Genomic DNA, 19813 nt, shown 5'->3' with positions numbered 1-19813 from the left:
CAAAGGAACCTCATCCACCGACATGGACGGGGTATCAACTTTTTGGCGTTGATTTTTGGCACGCTGTTGAGTTCTCAAGGAACGGACGCTTCCTTCGTTCCCGTTTCCGGGCCCTCCGGGCGCTTCCTTCGTTTCCAACTCTACCAGATCATTTCCGCGCCGTTTCCGGCTTGGATTTGAATTCGGTGACCGTTGGGGGTCTGTGCCTTTCGGCGCTCCACCACATTAGCGCTTATTCCTTGCGGCTCATAATCGGCCGCTTGGAATCGAATTCGGGCATGCCGAATACGACCCCGCCAGGGGTAAGTCGTAGGTAGTGGGTTGGCCGCTCTGGGGGTCTGCTGATGGCAGTGCCCCGTTCAAGCGGCTCGGACTACATTAGGCGTCCGCCCATGCCGCGTCAAGTTGAGCGGCGGCGCGGCGCGTGGGCACGGTACGGGCTCACCGTCGGGTCCTGGGTGATCCAGTAGCGGTAGGGGTGGTCCGCTCCGGCGCCGCCCACTCCGGTGCGGGGACCGTTGCCCACCCGGTCGGGCGGGGTCCGGGTTCCCGCGAGGAGGGACAGGGGCGCATCCGGGCCGGCGCAGAGGTCGGTGCCGTCGAGCGAGCGGTCGATGTCCAGGGCCGTGGCCAGGCGCGCCGGCCCCTTCGCCAGTTCTCGGTCGGCTCTGGCGGAGAGCCGCCGGGTGCGGGCCAGCTCGGCGCCCAGCGTCACCTCCCCCGCGCGGAGCAGGACCCCGCTCGCCTGGCCCGGCGGACCGCACATCAGGTTGAGGGTGAACCACATGCCGTAGGTAACTCACTAGGCATGTACGTCGTTGGTCCGGCAGCATCGGCAAAGCGACGACAAGCAGGAGACAGGCAGTGCGAGCGATCATCTACGCCAGGCTCAGCCCCACCCCGAGGGGCGAGGAATCCAAGGGTGGGAACCTGACACAACAGGTCGAGCTGAGTCAGGCGCTGTGCGACCGGAAGGGCTGGTCAGTCGTAGCCACGATCGTCGAGAAGGACACGTCGGCTTCGACGAAGCGGGGAACCAAGCGGAGCGCGGAGTGGGAACGCGTCAAAGCTCTGGTGGAGGACGGCAAGGCGGACGCCATCGTGTCCCGCCACTACGACCGCATGTACCGCACCCCCTGGGATCTTGAAGACCTGGTGGACCTGGCCGAGGCGACCGGCGTCACGCTGGCAGCGGCACAGGCGCAGGGAGTGCTCGACCTGTCCACCCCGTCCGGCCGTCTCGCTGCTCGCATCGGCGCTGTGGTGGCTCGCAACGAGACCGAGATGCGAGTCGAGCGTCAGGTGCTCGGACACCAGCGGCGCAGGGAGTCGGGGAGGCCCTTCTGGAGTACTCGCCCCTTCGGCTTCGAGCGGGACGGCAGGCACCGGGAAGCAGAGGCGGAGGCCCTGCGGCAGGCGTACCGGGATGTCCTGGCCGGCGTCACCCTCTGGTCCATCGCGAAGGACTGGAACACGCGTGGGCTGCTCTCGCCGCACGGCAAGGAGTGGCGCAGCTCGAACCTTCGGATGGTCCTCTTGAAGCCGAGGAACGCGGGAATCCAGACGTACTCGCAGTGGGTCGAGAAGCCGGACGGGACGCGCGTGCGGCGGACCGAGGAGACCGGCGCGGGCAACTGGGAGGCGATCGTCTCCGAGGGCATATTCCGGGCCCTGGTCCGCTACCTGAGCGACCCGGAGCGCAACACGGGCGGCGGCGGCAAGCGCAAGGCCCTGTTGTCCGGCGTGGTCCGCTGCTCGAAGTGTCAGGCCGTCGTCACGCAGGGGTGGAGCAAGAAGAACGCGGCAGGCGAGCGGTACCGCATCTACACCTGTTCGGGTGGCCGGTGCATCACCTGCCCGGCTGACCCGCTGGACTCCTTCGTAGTCAGGAAGGTCATCGACAGGGCCGAGGAGTGGAACGCTGCACCAGCCACAGATGCCGCAGACGAGAAGCGGGAGGCCGAGCTGCTGGCCGAGGAGACGGCCGCATCCGAGAGGCGCACCGCCCTGGCGGAGATGTTCGCCGTAGGGGACATCGACGCGTCGACCCTGCGGACGGGCATCGGCAGGTGCGACGCCGACCTGACCAAGATCCGGGCCGAGCTGGCAGACCTGGCATCGCAGCGGGTGCGCGTCGACCTCGGCGACATCGAGTACCTGTGGGAGGAACTGGACTATGAGGACCCCGACCGCATCGACTACGCGCGGACCGTCGTCATGCAGGTCTGCGAGCGAGTCGAGCTGATGCCGCGCGGTCGAGGGGTTCGGTCCTTCAAGGGCGAGCACTGCCGGATCACGTTCCGGAACCCCTGAGATCCGCTCGCGGAGGGCCGGGTCGGCTGTCGGCGCTCGGTGAGCACTGGCCCTGTCTGACGAGTGCCGGGCGGGGCCCTTCGCCATGCCCGTCGAGGAAGCGCGCCCCTTTCGCTCCCCAGTTCATGCAACAACGTGCATGAGTCAAGTACATCCTCGTCCACCACAGACGGCCGGCCGCCGGTACGGCCCTGCGCCTTGGCCGCTTCCAGCCCGGCCCGCGTGCGGTCCTTGATGAGCGACCGTTCGAACTCCGCCATGGCCGCGACGATCTGGAAGAACAGACGACCATCGGCCGATGTGGTGTCGACGGAGGAGAGCGCACCGTCGAGCACGCGGAACCCTATGCCTCGCTCGCGCAGTCCATCGACGATGGACACAAGGTCGATGAGCGACCGACCGAGCCGGTCAAGCTTCCACACACAGGACGTCGCCGGGTCGGGCGTAGTCCAGTACGGCCGTGAGCTGCGGCCGGTCGGTGTTCTTGCCACTGGCCTTGTCCTCGAAGACGCGGGCGCACCCTGCGCCCGTCAGCGCGTCGTGCTGCAGCTGCGCTTCCTGGTCGTCAGTGGAGACGCGGGCGTATCCGATGAGCTGGCCGGTGGCAGTGGTCGTCGTCATGACACGGACCGTCTCAGAACTCATCTCAAAATATCAAGCAAGCATGTAAGGAACAGGGCCTTACGGCTGTGACAGTGGGGCGCGGCAGCGCCCCCGCGGTCTTGCTGGCTTGCCCCTGTCGGCCCCTCTCGGGGCCGCACTGTCGTAGGCCACTTGAGACTGTGGCGGCCGGTAGGCCGCCCCCTGCCGCTTCCCCGGTCCTGATGGATCAGACCGGCGGGCCCCCGCCAGCAGTCACTCGACCGGCCAGGGATGCGTCACGGGCCGCGCTCGCGGACGATCACGCATCGCCTGACCCAACTCCGCACCGACTCACCGGCGGGCCGTCAGCAAGGCGCACGGCGAGTCAGGCTCCTGTGGTCGGTTTGGCTCGCGGGCTCAGTCGGTACGCCGAGACCGTTGGATCACCGGCGAGGTAGAACCGGTGTTGCCAGTCGTGGGCCTTGCTCACGCCTACCCGAGGACCAACCTGGATGAGCGCGGTAGGTACTGGCTCACCCTCGGACAACACGACCGAGGTACCTGTCAAGAGGTCTGCGCCGTTGTGCTCTGCTGTGATGCCGAGTGCCTGGCAGACGTTCCCCGGGCCTCGGGCCAGACGTGAGCTCTCGACCCTCTCGCCTCGCCGCTGGCGTGCCAGGTCTTCCCCCTCGATGACCCTGCCTGCGCGGATGAGGACACCCGAGGCGATGCCATCCGTCCCTGTGGCGACGTTGGCGCACCAGTGGAGACCGTGGGACCGGTAGACGTACAGGTGGCCTGCGGGTCCGAACATGACCGCGTTACGGGGTGTCCAGCCGCGGTAGGCGTGGGAAGCCGGGTCGGCCGCGCCGGAGTACGCCTCGGTCTCCGTGATGGCGATGCTCACGGTTCCCTCGGGGGTCTTGCAGGTGAGTACACTCCCGAGCAGCTTGGGGGCGACTTCTTCGGCAGGGTGGGCGAGCAGCTCGACATTCATGCCGACTGCCTTGACACGCCGTAGATGAAGTAGACGTACGCGTGTCCGGGCGGACCGAACATCGACGCGTTGCGCGCCGTCGGGCCGCGGTAGGCGTGGGAGCCGGGGTCCGCCTCCCCCTCGTACGCCTCCACCTCCGTGATGCGCAGTTCCATCGGGCCGTCCGGAGTGCGGCGGACCAGGGTGCGGCCGAGGAGGTCGGGAGCGACGGTGAGGACCGGGCGGTCGAAGAAGGACCGGTCCAGGGGCGTACGGTCAGGGCGCGCGCTCATCCGGTCGAGCGTAGTCGACTGGGCTCGGCTGCAACCGGGGCCTAAGGTTCCGCGTTTGTAGGGGTAGTCCTGCGCGTAATCGCACAAGTCTTTCAGCAAGCCTTCAAGGGGAGTCAGAGCATGGGGTTCAGGAAGCTGTTCGCGAGCCTGGGAGCCGGCGGCGCCTCGGTGGACACGGTCATCACCGAGCCGAACGTCGTGCCGGGCGGCATCGTCCAGGGCGAGGTACGGATCCAGGGCGGGTCCGTGGAGCAGCAGATCGAGGGGCTGTCCGTCGGACTCCAGGCGCGGGTGGAGGTGGAGGGCGGCGACCAGGAGTACAAGCAGGACGTGGTCTTCACCAAGCAGCGTCTGGGCGGTGCCTTCCAGGTGCAGGCCGGTGCGCTGCACGTGGTGCCGTTCGGTCTGGAGATCCCGTGGGAGACGCCGGTCACCCACTTCGGCGGCCGTCAGCTGCACGGCATGAACATCGGGGTCAGCACCGAGCTGGAGATCGCGCGCGCGGTGGACGCCGGCGACCTCGACCCGATCAACGTGCACCCGGTGCCGGCGCAGCAGGCGATCCTCGATGCCTTCGTGCAGCTGGGCTTCTCCTTCCGCAGTGCGGACATGGAGCGCGGGCACATCCGCGGGACGCGGCAGACGCTGCCGTTCTACCAGGAGATCGAGTTCCTGCCGCCGTCGCAGTACCGCGGGCTCAACCAGGTAGAGCTGACCTTCGTCTCCGACGGCCGCGAGATGGACGTGGTGCTGGAGATGGACAAGAAGCCGGGCCTGTTCAGCGAGGGCAGCGACACGTACCGCTGCTTCCAGGTGGGGCTGCAGTCCTACCAGGGGACCGACTGGGCCGCGTACCTGAACCAGTGGATCGCGTCGGTGGGTTCCCAGCGCAACTGGTTCTGAGTGGATCTAGGCTCGGGTCCGCGACGGCACGTGACGACGTGACCCGGACCCGACCCGAGCAGGAGGTTCAGCTGTGACCGAGCAGAACAGGGCGCCGCTCCCCCACGATTTCCATCCCCCGGTGCACGCGTTCACCGTGAGCAGTGCGGACCTGGAGCCGGGGGCCGATCTGGGGGACGCGCAAGTGCTGTCGGGCGGGAACCTCTCGCCGCGGCTGCGGTGGGAGGGGTTCCCGGAGGGGACGAAGAGCTTCGCCGTGACGTGCTTCGACCCGGACGCGCCGACGGGCAGCGGGTTCTGGCACTGGGTGCTCTTCGACCTGCCGGTGTCGGTCACCGAGCTGCCGGCCGGGGCGGGCAGCGGGACGTTCGAGGGTCTGCCGCCCGGGGCCGTGCACGTACGGAACGACTACGGCACCCGGGACTTCGGCGGAGCGGCTCCCCCGGCCGGGGAGCGGCACCGCTACGTGTTCACCGTGTACGCCGTGGACACGGAGAAGCTCGGTCCCGGCGCGGAGGTCTCGCCGGCCGTCGTCGGGTTCAACCTGCGCTTCCACACCGTGGGGCGGGCCCAGCTGATCGGTGAGTACGAGGCTCCCGCGAGCTGATCCCCGCGGCTCCCGTTCTCCGAGCGTTCGCCCGGTCCTGGTCTAAAGACGACCAGGACCGGGCACTTTTATTGCGTTGTCCCGCGTGGCGCGCGCGACCAGAGTGGTCGCGGGCCCAGCCGCCGTGCTGGTTGCGGGCCTGCACACGGGAGGTGGGCGAGATGCGGGACACGCTGGTGCTGAATGCGAGCTTCGAGCCGCTGTCGACGGTGACCCTGAACCGGGCCGTGGTCCTGGTGCTCCAGGACAAGGCCGTGGTCGAACAGTCCCATCCCGAGCTGCGTGTGCGCGCGGCCACGATGGAGCTTCCGATGCCCCGGGTGATCAGGCTGTGCAGGTACGTACGGGTGCCCTTCCGAAGACATGCTCCCTGGTCACGGAGGGGGGTGTTGGTCCGGGACCAACACCGTTGCGCGTACTGCGGGAAGCGCGCGACGACCGTGGACCACGTGCTTCCGCGGGCCCAGGGGGGTGGGGACACCTGGCTGAACACGGTGGCCTCGTGTGCCGAGGACAACCACCGCAAGGCGGCTCGGACTCCGGAGGAGGCGGGGATGCCGCTCCTGCGGAAGCCCTTCGTACCGTCTCCGGCGGACGCGATGCTGCTCGCGCTGGGGGTCGGCGGGCGGGATCCGCTGCCGGAGTGGCTGGCGCGTTCCGCCTAGTTCCACTCGGGGCCGCGCGGGGACGCGTAGGAACATCGCGCCCCCGCGCGTAGACGGATGCGTTGGGCGACGTACGTCTTGTACGTCGCTCAGCGGAGCAGCATCTGGACGATCGCGATGATCCCGACGGTCACGATGACCCCGCGCAGGACGGTGGGCGACAGCCGGCGGCCGACCTTGGCCCCGATCTGGCCGCCCAGCGTCGAGCCGACGGCGATGAGCAGGACGGCCGTCCAGTCGAACTCGGCGACGAAGAGGAAGAAGACGGCCGCGATGCCGTTCACCAACGCCGCGATGACGTTCTTCACCGCGTTGATGCGCTGGAGGTCCTCGCGGAGCAGCAGCCCCATCAGGCCGAGGTAGAGCACGCCCTGGGCGGCACCAAAGTAGCCCCCGTACGCGCTGGCGAACAGCATGCCGGTGAGCAGGGCGGGGCCGCCGTCGGGGTGGCCCGTGTCTCCTCCGGCCGCCTCCTGGCGTCTGCGCAGGGCGGCGGCGAGCCGCGGCTGGAAGACGACCAGCACGAGGGCCAGGCCGATGAGGACGGGCACGATCGTGTCGAAGGCGTCCGAGGGCAGGGCGAGGAGCAGGACGGCGCCCGCGAGCCCGCCGACGAGGGACACGGAGCCGAGCCGCAGGATCCGGGCGCGCTGGCCCCGCAGTTCTTCGCGGTAGCCGATGGCTCCGCTGATCGAACCGGGCACGAGGCCGAGGGTGTTGGAGACGTTGGCGGTGACCGGTGGCAGGCCGGTGGCCAGCAGTACCGGGAAGGTGATCAGGGTGCCGGAGCCGACGATGGTGTTGATGGTGCCGGCGCCGACGCCCGCGGCGAACACCGCGAGCGCTTCCCAGAGGGACATCGAGAACATGGACATGGACGGAGCCATCCCCTTTGCATGAGTGAGTCGCCTCCCCGCCATGAAGGTCGAGGGGCCTCACTGATCATGCAGGAGGGGTCGGGCCGCTCAGTCGATGGGGGGCTGCTCGCGGCGCTCGGCGGCGGCCTTCTCGGCCGCGGGGCCGCTCTCCTTGCCGGAGTTGGCCGGGTTGAAGCCCGAACCGCCGCCCATCGGACCGAAGTTGCCCATGGCGCCGGAGAGTCCCTTGAGGGCGTCGCCGATCTCGCTCGGGACGATCCAGAGCTTGTTGGCGTCGCCCTCGGCGAGCTTCGGGAGCATCTGGAGGTACTGGTAGGCGAGGAGCTTCTGGTCGGCGTCGCCGGCGTGGATGGACTCGAAGACGGTGCGGATGGCCTGGGCCTCGCCCTCGGCGCGCAGGGCGGCGGCCTTGGCGTCACCCTCGGCGCGCAGGATGGAGGACTGCTTCTCACCTTCGGCGCGCAGGATCTCGGACTGGCGGACACCCTCGGCCTGGAGGATCGCGGCGCGCTTGTCGCGGTCGGCGCGCATCTGCTTCTCCATCGAGTCCTGGATGGAGGTCGGCGGCTCGATGGCCTTGAGCTCGACGCGGTTGACGCGGATGCCCCACTTGCCGGTGGCCTCGTCGAGGACGCCGCGCAGGGCCGCGTTGATCTCCTCGCGGGAGGTCAGGGTCCGCTCCAGGTCCATGCCACCGATGATGTTGCGCAGCGTGGTGACCGTGAGCTGCTCGATGGCCTGGATGTAGCTGGCCACTTCGTACGTCGCGGCGCGGGCGTCGGTCACCTGGTAGTAGATGACGGTGTCGATGTTGACGACCAGGTTGTCCTGCGTGATGACCGGCTGCGGCGGGAAGGGGACGACCTGTTCGCGGAGGTCGATCCGGTTGCGGATCGAGTCGATGAACGGGACGACGATGTTCAGGCCCGCGTTGAGGGTGCGGGTGTAGCGGCCGAACCGTTCGACGATGGCCGCGCTGGCCTGCGGGATCACTTGGATCGTCTTGACCAGTGCGATGAAGACCAGAACCACCAGAATGATCAGGACGATGATGATCGGTTGCATGCGGTTCCCCGTGCCCTTCCGGCTGTCTGTGCTGCCCCGTTCAGCGGAGTCTCGCAGACCCCGGGGCCGCGGGTCGGCTGCTTGTCACATGACGACCGCGGTCGCTCCGTCGATCTCGACCACGTCGACGGACTGACCGGGCTCGAAACTGCTGTCGGTGTCGAGGGCGCGGGCCGACCAGATCTCGCCCGCGAGCTTGATCCGCCCGTTGCCGCTTCCGTCGACCCGTTCCAGGACCACGGCGCTCCGGCCCTTCAGGGCGTCAATTCCGCTGCGGTGCTGGGGTCTTTGGTTGAGATGGCGGTTGGCGATCGGGCGGACCACCGCGATGAGCGCGACCGACACGATCACGAACACCAGTACCTGGGCGACCACTCCCCCGCCGAGGGCCGCCGTGATCGCGGCCGCCACCGCGCCGACGGCGAACATGCCGAACTCGGGCATCGCGGTCAGGACGAGGGGGATGCCCAGTCCGACCGCGCCGATGAGCCACCACACCCACGCGTCGATGTCCACATGGTCATGGTAGGTCGGGTGGGCGCGGTCCGGACAGGGTACGGGCGGTCCCGCTCAGCGCAGGGGCAGGCCCTGTGCGGTCCAGCGCTCGTTCTCGCTGCGCTCGACGATGAGCGGCAGCCCGAAGCAGAGGGAGAGGTTGCGGGAGGTCAGTTCCAGTTCGACGGGGCCGGCGGCGACGACCTTGCCCTGGCGGATCATCAGCACGTGCGTGAAACCGGGGGCGATCTCCTCGACGTGGTGCGTGACCATGACCATCGACGGGGCGAAGGGGTCACGGGCCAGCCGGCCCAGGCGCCGTACGAGGTCCTCGCGGCCGCCGAGGTCCAGACCGGCGGCGGGCTCGTCGAGGAGCAGCAGCTCGGGGTCGGTCATCAGGGCGCGGGCGATCAGGGTGCGCTTGCGCTCGCCCTCGGAGAGGGTGCCGAACTTCCGGTCCAGGTAGTCCGTCATGCCGAGGCGGTCGAGGAACGCGCGGGCGCGCTGCTCGTCGACGTCCTCGTACTCCTCCTGCCACGTGGCCGTCATTCCGTACGCGGCGGTGAGGACGGTCTGCAGGACCGTCTGCCGCTTCGGGAGCTTGTCGGCCATCGCGATGCCGGCGATGCCGATGCGGGGGCGCAGCTCGAAGACGTCCACCTTGCCGAGGGTGCTGCCGAGGATGGTGGCGGTGCCCTTGGTGGGGAAGAGGTAGCTGGAGGCGACGTTGAGCAGGGTGGTCTTCCCGGCGCCGTTGGGGCCGAGGATCACCCAGCGCTCCCCCTCCTTGACCGACCAGGAGACCTGGTCCACCAGAGCCCGGCCCTCGCGGACCACGGATACGTCCACCAGCTCCAGAACATCGCTCATGAGCGTGTTGTCTCCCCTTGCAGTCTCGGTTCGTCTCTGTGCAGCACCGTCCTACCGGCAGGCGCAGCCCCAGGGGAAAACCTACGCCACTCACGGAGGGGTCCGGGCGCGGGCCCGGGTCGGAGGGCCGATCCGTAAAGTGGGGGGATGCTTTTCGAACCACGTTCAGGGCGGCTGGCCGCCTGGGGGAACGCTCTGCTGGCCGGTCTCGTCTCGCCCGACGAGGCCGCGTTGTCGATCGTGGGCGAGGACTCCGTGCACCGCGTGGAGGGGCTGCCGGGGGAAACGGGGCCGGTGGGGCTGACGCTCGCGCTGGGTCGGCTGCGGGTGCTGGGGGTGAGCGGGCTGCGGGTCGCCCTGCCGGCGCCGGGGCATCCGCTGGGGCTGAGCGGCCCGCCGGAGTTCAACGCGCGGGCGCTGGACGCCGAGGAGGCGGTCGTCGCGGTGGGCGCGGCGGTGGGGCTGGTGCCGGCGGTCCACGAGGTCGGGCCCGCCGGGGACCTGCACGTCTCGGTGACCTGGCACTGCCTTCCGGTCCGGGAGGCCCCGCCGGCGGACGTACCGTCGCTCGGCGAGGCGGAGCGCGAGCTGGCGGAGGCGCTGCGCGAGGCCGCGGTGGTCCTGACGAAGCTGGACGTGGCGGGATCGGGGCCGGTGGCGGACGCCGCGCTGTCGGCGTACCGGGCGCGGACCGAGGCCGGACGGGACGCGTTGGCGCCGGGGTATCCGGCGCGGGCGGTCCGGGTGCTGGCGCTGGCGCAGCGGGTGGACCTGATGGTGTCGCTGGCGTACGAGCGGGGGCACGGGGCGGCGGTGGCGGCCTCGGAGATGGCCGCGCGGGCGGAGGCCTTGCGGCCGGTGGAACGGGTGGCCCGGCGGGCGCTCGTGGCGGCGTACAACTCGGCGGTCGAGGAACGGGAGCGGGGCCGGTAGCGCGGGGACCGGGAGGGGCGCCGGGGGCGCCGGGGCTCTGCGGAGTGCGTGCGGCGGCGGGGCAGGCCGGCGGGTCGTGGCGCGGGGACGGCGGGGCGCGGCGGCGTGACGTGGCTAGGACGTGGCCCGGCGGCGGCATGCGGTACGGCGGCCCGGGGGTGCGGCGGCGGTGTGCGGTACGGCAACGGCCCCGCTTCCCAGGGAGAGGAGGGACGCGGGGCCGAAGTGTGTGGCCGGTCAGGCGTTGGCGCCCGTGTTGCCGAAGGCACCGTTCAGCAGGCCGATCACGTTGACCGAGTTGCCCACCACGTTGACCGGGACGTGGACGGGGACCTGGAGCTGGTTGCCCGAGGCCACGCCGGGCGAGGCCAGGGCCTCGCCCTCCGCCGACGCACCGCCGTGCGCCGAGGAGACACCCGCGCCGGCGGCGAGGAGGCCGCCCGCGATCATGGTGACAGCGGTGGCCTTCTTGAAGTTCTTCACGTTCTCGTCCTCCATACGTCTGCCGCGGCCAGCCGCCGCGACACGTCATGAAGAACGTTCATCGGACGAACGGGATACGCCATGTGGGCGACATACACCCGACCGTATGAATCACTCCGTCATGCCGTGTCGGACCGCCCACAGTGCCGCCTGGGTCCGGTCCACGACGTCCAGCTTCATCAGGATGTTCGACACGTGCGTCTTGACCGTCTTCTCCGAGAGGACCAGCGCCCGCGCGATCTCCCGGTTCGATCGGCCGTCCGCTATGTGCCGCAGCACCTCGCGCTCGCGGTCCGTGAGGGAGCCGCCCCGGCCGGACGACGGGGGACGGTCCTCCTCCGCGAGCAGGGCCACCGCGACCTCCGGCTGGAGGAGGACCTGGCCGGCGTGGACCGAGCGGATGGCCGCGGCGAGCGCGACGGGGTCGATGTCCTTGTAGACGTAGCCGGCGGCGCCCGCGCGCAGGGCGGGAACCACCGTCCGCTGTTCGGTGAAGCTCGTGACGATGAGCACGCGCGCCGGGTTCGCCAGCCCGCGCAGTCTGCGCAGGGCGTCGATGCCGTCGGTGCCGGGCATCTTGATGTCCATCAGGATCACGTCGGGGCGCAGCTCCTCGGCGCGGGCGATGCCCTCGTCGCCGTCGGCGGCCTCGCCCACCACCTCGATGTCGTCCTGGACCTCCAGGAAGGTGCGCAGGCCGCGCCGGACCACCTGGTGGTCGTCGACGAGCAGGATCCTGATCCGGCCGGGCCGGCCGAGCGTGTCAGCCACCGGAGACCTCCAGTTCGATCGTGGTGCCCTTGCCGGGCTCGGAGTGCACGGTGAGCCGGCCGCCGACGCCGGCCGCGCGGTCCCGCATGGAGACCAGGCCGAGGTGCCGGCCGGCCCGGCGGACGGTGGGCGGGGAGAACCCCACGCCGTCGTCGGTGACCCGGAGCACCGCTCCCCCGGTCCCGCCGCGGGTGAGGGTGACCTCGATCCGGTCGCCGTGCGAGTGGCGCAGGGCGTTGTGGAGGGCCTCCTGGGTGACGCGCAGGACCGCCTCCTCCTGGGTCGCGGGCAGGGCCCGTACGCCGTCGCACGCGAAGGTGACGCGGGCGGTGTGGGCGCGGTCCAGGACGCGGACCTGGTTGCGCAGGGTGGCGATCAGGCCGTCCTCGTCGAGGGCGGCCGGGCGGAGCTCGGTGACGGCGGCGCGCAGTTCGTCGGCGGCCTCGGCCGCGAGGACGGCGACCTGCTGGAGTTCCTCCTTGGCGCGGGCCGGGTCGCGGTCCACGAGGGCGGCGGCCGCCTGGGCGGTCAGGCGGAGCGAGAAGAGCTTCTGGCTGACCGCGTCGTGCAGCTCGTGGGCGAGGCGGGACCGTTCCTCGGCGATGGTCAGCTCGCGGCTGCGCTCGTAGAGGCGGGCGTTGGTGAGGGCGATCGCCGCGTGCTGCGCGAGGAGGGAGAGGAGCTCCTCGTCCTCGTCGGTGAAGCCGTGCGGGCCGCGCTTGTTCGCGAGGAAGAGGGCGCCGAGGGTCTCCTCGCCGTCCCGGATGGGCAGCCCGAGGAAATCGGACATGTCGGGGTGCGCGGCGGGCCAGCCCTCGAAGCGCGGGTCATCGCGCACGTCGGCCAGCCGCTCGGGGGCGTCCTGGTGGAGCATCGCGGCGAGGATGCCGTGCTGGCGGGGCAGCGGGCCGATCGCCCGCCACCGCTCCTCGCTGATGCCGTCCACGACGAACTGGGCGAAGCCGCCGTGGTCGTCCGGGACGCCGAGGGCCGCGTACTCGGCGTCGAGCAGCTCGCGGGCCGAGGCGACGATCGTGCGCAGGACGTCGCGGACTTCCAGGCGGCGGCTCATGGCGAGCAGCGCGTCGCTCACGGCGGCCAGGCCGCTGCGCGGTCCGCGGGGGCCGATGGGTCCGGGATGCATGGCATCACCGTACTCGCGGCCCTGACCTGCGGGATCGGGCGCAGGGCCTAGACCCTGCGCCGGGACGGCCCTACGTCGGCCCTACGACGCCCTCCGACGGAGGCCGTGCCTCGGCACGGCCGGCCCGAGGCCGTGGCCGTCCCCGGACGGGGGATGCCGCCTGATGGCGGCGGATGGCGGTCGTGCCCGTGACGGCGGTGGGGCGCGCAGCGGGGGCTGGGCGGCCGGGCACTGGCGGCAGCCGAGGAGACGGGAGCTCAGGCGGGGTCCACAGAGCTGGCGCCGAGCGCGCGCGGCGGGGGCGGGCCGGGCCGGGGCTGGTGAGCCGCGTGCCGCCGGGGGGATCCGGCGGCGAGCCGGGACGCTGGCGGCGCAGGACGGGACCGGCGGGGGCGTGGGTCGGCTGGGGCACGGGCCGGGGCAGGTGGACGGTGGACCGGTGTGTCGCCGAGGGGGATCTGACGGTGAGCCGGAGCTCTCACGGCGCAGGGCGGGAGCTGGCCGGGGGCGGGGCGGGGCGGGAAACGGAAGTCGAGCGCGCGGGGTCGGGCCCGGGACTCTGGCCCACGGCGGGGCCGGGCGGGGCCGGTAAGCCGACCTGCCGCCGAGGGGACCCGGCGGTGAGCCAGGGGTCTGGCGGCCCGGCCGGGGGCGTGGGCGGGACCGGCCGGGGGCGAAGGGGCGGGGACCTGGCTGAGCGCAGGCCCGCGCTGGGGCGCGGCAGACGCGGGCACCGGCAGGCACGCGCGCGGGCGCGGGCCCCGGGCACTGCGGGCCGGGGTGATCCGGCGGTGAGCCGAACCCTGGGAGCGCTCGGCGCTACGAAAGAAGGGACTGCATATAACAGACATAACGCCGAGGCTTCCGGTCCGGCCCGTGGAGCCGCCCGACCCGGACCGGGCCGCCAGGGGCCGACCGGATACCGACCGACGGTTCGCCGCGTCAGTCGACCTGCCGGGCGGGCTGGGCCGCGTACCGGAGGGAGCGGCCGGAGCCGACCGGTCCGGCTGGAGTGGGCGCGGCCGTCGCTGCGCGAGGGGCGCGGCTCCGCCGGCGGTCGAGGGCTGCTGACCCGGCCCCGCCGCGCCGCCGCTCCCGGCGCGCCGGACGGGCATCGCGGCGCCGGGCCAGGCGGACACGCCCGATGCGGGACGGCCGTCCAGCGCCGAACCGGCCTGGGGGCAAGCGAACCCGACACCGGCCGCGCCACACCGCCCGGGCGCACGAGCCCGGGCCTCGCACCCTCTGCGGCGAGGCGGGCGGCGGGCGGCGGCAGGACGGCGACCGGTGCGCGGTGCGTGGCGGGTGGTGCGGCGAGGGGGTCGGTGCCGTCCGGCTCTGCCTTTGGCATGAGTTCGGGGGCGTTTCGCTGCTACTCAAGGATGAGATCGGTGACTCAATGCATTGCTGACGCAACGGTAGGTCAGTTCGTTACACGGCCGATGTGAGCCCGCGCATAGGACCCACGTCACTTACGAAGCTGCCTAGTGGACGCATAAAGGACCCGTCAGCACTGCCGCACCTAGCGTCGAGACCCGAACGGCGGGCTCGGCCCGCAGGCCTGATCCACTAAGCGGGATCGTACGTCACACCTTTGCCACAGGTTTTTGCCACCGCTAAGAATTGCTCTCGCCGCACAGCGCCGCGGATCCCGGATCCAAGCGGCGCTTTCCTGCGGCTCCCGCTATCGAAGAGGTTGCTACGCATGACCGAGACCAGCACTCCCGGCCACAGTCGTCGTCTGACGAAGGCGCACAAGCTTTCCATCGCGGGTGTCGCCACCCTGGGCACCGCCGCCCTCGCCTTCTCCCTCGTCCCGGCCAACGCGGCCGAGACCACGACGGCCTTCGTGGCCGCCCCCGTCGCCTGGTCCAAGGTCGTCGACGGCGCGCAGACGCAGGCCGTGCAGCAGCACCTCACCGTCCAGCGGGTCGTCGCCGACAAGCAGGCGCAGGTGGCGAAGGACGCCGCCAAGGCCAAGGCCGAGGCGGACGCGAAGAAGGCCCGCGAGCAGAAGGCGGCCGCGAGCCGTTCCGCCGCCCGCAAGCCCGTCTTCGCGAACAACCTGGACGGTTGGATCAAGGAAGCCCTCTTCATCATGAAGAAGGAAGGCATTCCGGGCACCTACGCCGGCATTCACCGCAACATCATGCGTGAGTCCAGCGGCAACCCGATGGCGATCAACAACTGGGACATCAACGCCCAGAACGGCATCCCCAGCAAGGGTCTGCTCCAGGTCATCGCCCCGACCTTCAAGACGTACCACGTCAAGGGCACCAAGTTCGACCTGTACGACCCGGTCGCGAACATCGTCGCCGCCTGCAACTACGCGGCCGACCGCTACGGCTCCATGGACAACGTCAACAGCGCCTACTAGGCCACTGGCGTCCCCATAGCCCCATGCGCCTCAGGGCGGCCCCGGTACTCCGGGGCCGCCCTGAGGCGTTCGTGCGTTTGCGCGTTCACGTGTTCGCGTGTTCGTGCGGCCCGCGTCCGTCCGTGCGTCCGTACGCGGTCGCGGTCGCGGTCGTGACCCCTACTTGCCCGCGCGCATGACCTCGGGCTCGTGGCGGCGCAGCAGGCGCTGCACGGCGAAGCCGCACGCGACACCGATGAGCAGCAGGATCGTGATGTTCAGGCTCCACTGGCCGACCGTGGCGTCCCAGAGCGGGTCGGTGTTGGTCGGATTGTCCGCGTCCCACGGCGGCATGAGCACGCCGAGGTTCAGCGTGGTGCCGGCCGCGGCGATGGCCCAGCGGGACGGCATCAGCCAGGCGAACTGCTCCAGGCCGGGAGAGTCGTAGACCTGGAAGAGGATGCCGGTGAAGACGACCTGGACGATCGCGAACATGACCAGCAGGGGCATGGTCTTCTCGGCGGTCTTGACCAGCGCCGAGATCACCAGGCCGAACATCATGGAGGTGAAGCCGAGCGCGATGACCGACAGGCAGATCTCCACGGCCGGCGGCATCAGCAGGCCCTCGGTGGGCAGGTCGCGCGGGTAGAAGCCGATCCCGCAGATGATCACGCCCTGGATGGCCGTGATGACGCCGAGGACGATGACCTTCGACACGAGGTACGCGGACCGGGACAGGCCGGTCGCGCGCTCGCGCTCGTAGATGACGCGTTCCTTGATCAGCTCACGGACCGAGTTCGCGGCGCCGGAGAAGCACATGCCGACCGCGAGGATCAGCATGATCGTGCCGGCGTCGCCGTTGAAGCGCGACGGTGCCACGGGCGGCGCGAGGCCGAACTTCGCGGGGATGACCGTGGAGACCACGCCCAGGACCGCGGGGAGGATCAGCATCAGGCCGATGAAGCCCTTGTCGGACGCGATGACCGACAGGTAGCGGCGCATCAGCGTCCAGAGCTGGGAGCCCCAGGCCTGCGGCTTCGGCGGCCGGGTCTGCTGCACGGCGGGCTGCACCGACTGCGGGGCGACCGCGTCGATGTCGGCCGCGTACAGCTGGTAGTGCTGCGAGCCCTTCCAGCGGCCGGCCCAGTCGTAGTCGCGGTAGCTCTCGAAGGCGGAGAACACATCGGCCCAGGTCGAGTAGCCGAAGAAGTTCAGCGCCTCGTCCGGCGGGCCGAAGTACGCGACCGAACCGCCCGGGGCCATGACCAGCAGCTTGTCGCAGATGGCCAGCTCGGCGACCGAGTGGGTGACGACGAGGACCGTGCGGCCGTCGTCGGCGAGCCCGCGCAGCAGCTGCATGACGTCGCGGTCCATGCCCGGGTCGAGGCCGGAGGTCGGCTCGTCCAGGAAGATCAGCGACGGCTTGGTGAGCAGCTCCAGGGCCACGGACACGCGCTTGCGCTGACCGCCCGAGAGCGAGGTGATCTTCTTGTCCTTGTGGATGTCGAGCTTGAGCTCGCCGAGCACCTCGTTGATGCGGGCGGCGCGCTCGGACTCGGCGGTGTCGCCCGGGAAGCGGAGCTTGGCCGCGTACTTGAGGGCGGTGCTGACCTTCAGTTCCTTGTGCAGGATGTCGTCCTGCGGGACCAGGCCGATGCGCTGGCGGAGCTCCGCGAACTGCTTGTACAGGTTGCGGTTGTCGTAGAGGACGTCGCCCTCGTTGGCCGGGCGGTAGCCGGTCAGCGCCTTGAGCAGCGTCGACTTGCCGGAGCCGGAGGGGCCGATGACACCGATCAGCGACTTCTCCGGGACGCCGAAGGTGACGTCCTTGAGGATCTGCTTGCCGCCGTCGACCGTGACCGTGAGGTGGCGGGCCGAGAAGGAGACGTCACCGGTGTCGACGAACTCCTCGAGGCGGTCGCCGACGATCCGGAAGGTCGAGTGGCCGACGCCGACGATGTCGTTCGGGCCGAGCAGCGCGGTGCCGGACTTCGCCAGCGGCTGGCCGTTGACGTAGGTGCCGTTGTGGCTGCCCAGGTCGCGGATCTCGAAGCGGCCGCCCGGCATCGAGTGGAACTCGGCGTGGTTGCGGGAGACCTGGAGGTCGGAGACCACCAGCTCGTTCTCCAGCGCGCGGCCGATCCGCATGACGTGCCCCAGCGCGAGCTGGTGGAACGTCGTCGGGCTGCGGTGGTCTCCGTAGCCCGGGGAGCCCGCGCCGCCCTGCTGCTGCGGGAACGGCTGGGCCTGCTGGGCCTGCTGGGCCTGCTGGGCCTGCTGCTGCGGGAACGCCGGAGCCTGCGGCGCCTGCTGCTGCGGCAGCGGCTGCTGGACCTGCTGTTCCCACGCCTGGTGCTGCGGCTGGGGCGGTGCCTGCTGCGCGTACGCCTGCGCCGGCGACTGCTGCGCAGCGGCCGCCTGCGGCACGGGCGCGGCCGCGGCCGCACCGGCGACGGGATTCAGCCGCGGCCCGTCGGTCGCGTTGCCCAGGTGCACCGGCGTGCCGGGCACGAGCTCGGCCTGCTGGACCCTCGCCCCGCGCACGTACGTGCCGTTGGTGCTCCCGTGGTCCTCGATCCCCCAACCCCGCCCGTTCCAGGCGATCGTGGCGTGCCGCCACGACACCCGGGCGTCATCGATCACCACGTCTCCCTGGGGATCGCGCCCCAGCGAGTACGACCTGGACGAATCGAGCGTCCAGGTCCTTCCATTCAATTCCAGTACGAGTTCCGGCACTCCAGCCCCACTTAAGTCCCCCGAGAATCCCCCATGACGTCAGGGAGTCTAGGGATGGCGAACATCCGGGGGAACTATTTCAGGCGCACGGCCACAAGGGGAATCCGGGCCACATGCGGAGCCCGCGGACGCCTCCCGAGGGGGTCAAAAATCGCCCGGATCACGCGATTAGGGACGTCGCGTCCGCCCGCCCGCCGCGCCCTCCCGCGGCGGCGCGCCGCGTGGACGGTCCGCCGTGCGGCCGCCACCCGCCGCCCGCGCCGCCGCACAGCCGCCCTGCGCGCCGCCGCGTGGACGCCGCGTGGCCGCCGCGTGGACGCCCGGTGACCGGCCGACGGCCTCCGCACGTCCGTACGGAGCGAAACGGTTCCGGCAGGTGGGACGGGGGTCCGCGGGCGGAGCCCGGGGAGATACGGTGAAGGCACCATGAGCGCTTCGCAGACCTCCGACATCCCCACCCTCCTCGTCAAGATCTTCGGCAAGGACCGTCCCGGGATCACCGCCGGGCTGTTCGACACCCTGGCCGCCTACTCCGTAGACGTCGTCGACATCGAGCAGGTCGTCACGCGGGGCCGCATCGTCCTGTGCGCCCTCGTCACCCACCCCGCCGCCGGCACCGAGGGCGAGCTGCGGGCCACCGTCCACAGCTGGGCCGAGTCCCTCAAGCTGCAGGCCGAGATCCTCTCCGGGACCGGCGACAACCGGCCTCGCGGAAGCGGCCGTTCGCACGTCACCGTCCTCGGGAACCCGCTCACCGCCGAATCCACGGCCGCCGTCGCCGCGCGGATCACCGGGACCGGCGGCAACATCGACCGCATCTTCCGGCTGGCGAAGTATCCGGTGACGGCCGTCGAGTTCGCCGTCTCCGGCGCCGAGACCGAGCCGCTGCGCACGGCCCTGGCCACCGCCGCCGCGCACATCGGCGTGGACGTGGCCGTGGTCTCGGCCGGGCTTCACCGGCGGGCCCAGCGCCTCGTCGTCATGGACGTGGACTCGACGCTGATCCAGGACGAGGTCATCGAGCTCTTCGCCGCGCACGCCGGCTGCGAGGCCGAGGTCGCCGAGGTGACCGAGCGGGCCATGCGCGGCGAGCTGGACTTCGAGCAGTCCCTGCACGCCCGGGTCGCGCTGCTGGCGGGACTGGACGCCTCCGTCGTGGACAAGGTCCGCTCCGAGGTGCGCCTGACCCCGGGCGCCAGGACCCTGATCCGGACGCTCAAGCGCCTCGGCTACCAGGTGGGCGTGGTCTCCGGCGGGTTCACGCAGGTGACGGACGATCTGCGGGAGCGGCTCGGCCTGGACTTCGCCTCCGCCAACACCCTGGAGATCGTCGACGGCAAGCTGACCGGCAAGGTCGTCGGCGAGATCGTGGACCGGGCGGGCAAGGCCCGGCTGCTGCGCCGGTTCGCCACCGAGGCCGGCGTCCCGCTGGCCCAGACGGTGGCCATCGGCGACGGGGCCAACGACCTGGACATGCTGAACGCGGCCGGGCTGGGCGTGGCCTTCTGCGCCAAGCCGGTGGTCCGCGAGGCCGCGGACACCGCGGTGAACGTGCCGTTCCTGGACGCCGTGCTGTACCTCCTCGGAATCACCCGGGAAGAGGTGGAGGCCGCCGACCTGGCCTGAGGCGCGCCCCCCTCGGACTGCTACGGAGCGGGGGGGGGCGCCGCCGCGCCGCCCCGCGGGGGGGGGGGCGGGGGGGGGGGGGGGGGGGCGGGGGGGGGGGGGCCGCGGGGGGGGGGC

Annotated in this window: 17 protein-coding genes and 3 pseudogenes; 8 read left to right on the top strand and 12 right to left on the bottom strand. The window is 71.0% G+C overall.

Annotated elements, in window-relative coordinates; translation table 11 throughout:
• On the top strand, window positions 1-180 hold a 180-nt coding region (locus ACWF9Z_RS22185; protein WP_453604468.1), incomplete at its 5' end, for a hypothetical protein.
• A 220-nt stretch (window positions 181-400) separates the two neighbouring features.
• On the opposite strand, the pseudogene ACWF9Z_RS22180 reads toward ACWF9Z_RS22185, so the two are convergent.
• Window positions 401-796, bottom strand: a pseudogene (locus tag ACWF9Z_RS22180) (DNA-3-methyladenine glycosylase); the annotation flags it as partial.
• Window positions 797-864: 68 nt separating this feature from the next.
• Between ACWF9Z_RS22180 and ACWF9Z_RS22175 the strand changes: the two are divergent.
• Complete coding sequence (locus ACWF9Z_RS22175) at window positions 865-2313, top strand: recombinase family protein (RefSeq protein WP_453604467.1); 1449 nt, start codon at window positions 865-867, stop codon at window positions 2311-2313.
• On the opposite strand, the pseudogene ACWF9Z_RS22170 reads toward ACWF9Z_RS22175, so the two are convergent.
• From ACWF9Z_RS22170 to ACWF9Z_RS22160, 3 genes and pseudogenes are all read right to left on the bottom strand, one after another.
• A pseudogene (locus tag ACWF9Z_RS22170) lies at window positions 2199-2934 on the bottom strand (recombinase family protein). The gene ACWF9Z_RS22175 and the pseudogene ACWF9Z_RS22170 overlap by 115 nt on opposite strands.
• A gap of 346 nt (window positions 2935-3280) precedes the next feature.
• Window positions 3281-3892 carry a DNA-3-methyladenine glycosylase gene (locus ACWF9Z_RS22165; protein ID WP_453604465.1) on the bottom strand — a complete coding sequence of 204 codons (612 nt, stop codon included), beginning with the start codon at window positions 3890-3892 and terminating at the stop codon, window positions 3281-3283.
• 14 nt (window positions 3893-3906) lie between these two features.
• Window positions 3907-4164 (bottom strand): annotated as a pseudogene (locus ACWF9Z_RS22160) (DNA-3-methyladenine glycosylase); the annotation flags it as partial.
• 120 nt (window positions 4165-4284) lie between these two features.
• On the opposite strand from ACWF9Z_RS22160, the gene ACWF9Z_RS22155 reads away from it, so the two are divergent.
• From ACWF9Z_RS22155 to ACWF9Z_RS22145, 3 genes are all read left to right on the top strand, one after another.
• Window positions 4285-5067 carry a sporulation protein gene (locus ACWF9Z_RS22155; RefSeq protein ID WP_356661081.1) on the top strand — a complete coding sequence of 261 codons (783 nt, stop codon included), beginning with the start codon at window positions 4285-4287 and terminating at the stop codon, window positions 5065-5067.
• A gap of 73 nt (window positions 5068-5140) precedes the next feature.
• Window positions 5141-5674, top strand: coding sequence for a YbhB/YbcL family Raf kinase inhibitor-like protein (locus ACWF9Z_RS22150; protein ID WP_453604463.1), 534 nt, complete (start codon window positions 5141-5143; stop codon window positions 5672-5674).
• A gap of 161 nt (window positions 5675-5835) precedes the next feature.
• Complete coding sequence (locus ACWF9Z_RS22145) at window positions 5836-6339, top strand: HNH endonuclease (protein WP_281208301.1); 504 nt, start codon at window positions 5836-5838, stop codon at window positions 6337-6339.
• An 89-nt stretch (window positions 6340-6428) separates the two neighbouring features.
• On the opposite strand, the gene ACWF9Z_RS22140 is transcribed toward ACWF9Z_RS22145, so the two are convergent.
• The 4 genes from ACWF9Z_RS22140 to ACWF9Z_RS22125 form a co-directional block, all read right to left on the bottom strand.
• On the bottom strand, window positions 6429-7199 hold the full coding sequence (locus ACWF9Z_RS22140; protein WP_453604478.1) for a sulfite exporter TauE/SafE family protein: 771 nt from the start codon (window positions 7197-7199) through the stop codon (window positions 6429-6431).
• Between the two features lie 105 nt (window positions 7200-7304).
• On the bottom strand, window positions 7305-8282 hold the full coding sequence (locus ACWF9Z_RS22135; protein WP_453604461.1) for an SPFH domain-containing protein: 978 nt from the start codon (window positions 8280-8282) through the stop codon (window positions 7305-7307).
• Window positions 8283-8366: 84 nt separating this feature from the next.
• Entirely contained in the window at window positions 8367-8798 is a 432-nt protein-coding gene (locus tag ACWF9Z_RS22130; protein WP_453604459.1) for an NfeD family protein, read from the bottom strand.
• A gap of 54 nt (window positions 8799-8852) precedes the next feature.
• Window positions 8853-9647, bottom strand: coding sequence for an ABC transporter ATP-binding protein (locus ACWF9Z_RS22125; protein ID WP_453604457.1), 795 nt, complete (start codon window positions 9645-9647; stop codon window positions 8853-8855).
• Window positions 9648-9794: 147 nt separating this feature from the next.
• Between ACWF9Z_RS22125 and ACWF9Z_RS22120 the strand changes: the two genes are divergently transcribed.
• The gene (locus ACWF9Z_RS22120) at window positions 9795-10580 is read left to right on the top strand and encodes a hypothetical protein (RefSeq protein ID WP_453604455.1); all 786 of its coding nucleotides are present in this window, start codon (window positions 9795-9797) and stop codon (window positions 10578-10580) included.
• Window positions 10581-10817: 237 nt separating this feature from the next.
• Here the strand turns inward: ACWF9Z_RS22120 and ACWF9Z_RS22115 are convergent, their stop codons facing one another.
• From ACWF9Z_RS22115 to ACWF9Z_RS22105, 3 genes are all read right to left on the bottom strand, one after another.
• Window positions 10818-11063 (bottom strand): chaplin family protein, encoded by a 246-nt coding sequence (locus ACWF9Z_RS22115; RefSeq protein WP_453604454.1) that lies wholly within the window; start codon window positions 11061-11063, stop codon window positions 10818-10820.
• A 111-nt stretch (window positions 11064-11174) separates the two neighbouring features.
• Window positions 11175-11834 (bottom strand): response regulator, encoded by a 660-nt coding sequence (locus tag ACWF9Z_RS22110; protein ID WP_453604452.1) that lies wholly within the window; start codon window positions 11832-11834, stop codon window positions 11175-11177.
• Window positions 11827-12978 (bottom strand): GAF domain-containing sensor histidine kinase, encoded by a 1152-nt coding sequence (locus ACWF9Z_RS22105; RefSeq protein ID WP_453604450.1) that lies wholly within the window; start codon window positions 12976-12978, stop codon window positions 11827-11829. The genes ACWF9Z_RS22110 and ACWF9Z_RS22105 overlap by 8 nt, the downstream gene beginning before the upstream one ends.
• Before the next feature lie 1705 nt (window positions 12979-14683).
• Between ACWF9Z_RS22105 and ACWF9Z_RS22100 the strand changes: the two genes are divergently transcribed.
• Window positions 14684-15355: a transglycosylase SLT domain-containing protein gene (locus ACWF9Z_RS22100; protein ID WP_453604449.1), complete on the top strand. Its 672-nt coding sequence runs from the start codon at window positions 14684-14686 to the stop codon at window positions 15353-15355.
• Window positions 15356-15514: 159 nt separating this feature from the next.
• On the opposite strand, the gene ACWF9Z_RS22095 is transcribed toward ACWF9Z_RS22100, so the two are convergent.
• Window positions 15515-18070, bottom strand: a complete 2556-nt coding sequence (locus ACWF9Z_RS22095; protein WP_453604447.1) for an FHA domain-containing protein — start codon at window positions 18068-18070, stop codon at window positions 15515-15517.
• 426 nt (window positions 18071-18496) lie between these two features.
• Between ACWF9Z_RS22095 and serB the strand changes: the two genes are divergently transcribed.
• Window positions 18497-19696 (top strand): phosphoserine phosphatase SerB, encoded by a 1200-nt coding sequence (gene serB / locus ACWF9Z_RS22090; RefSeq protein WP_453604446.1) that lies wholly within the window; start codon window positions 18497-18499, stop codon window positions 19694-19696.
• Window positions 19697-19813: the final 117 nt, after the last annotated feature.

Source organism: Streptomyces sp. NPDC054961, from assembly GCF_053609145.1.
This window is presented reverse-complemented; position numbering and strand designations above follow the sequence as displayed.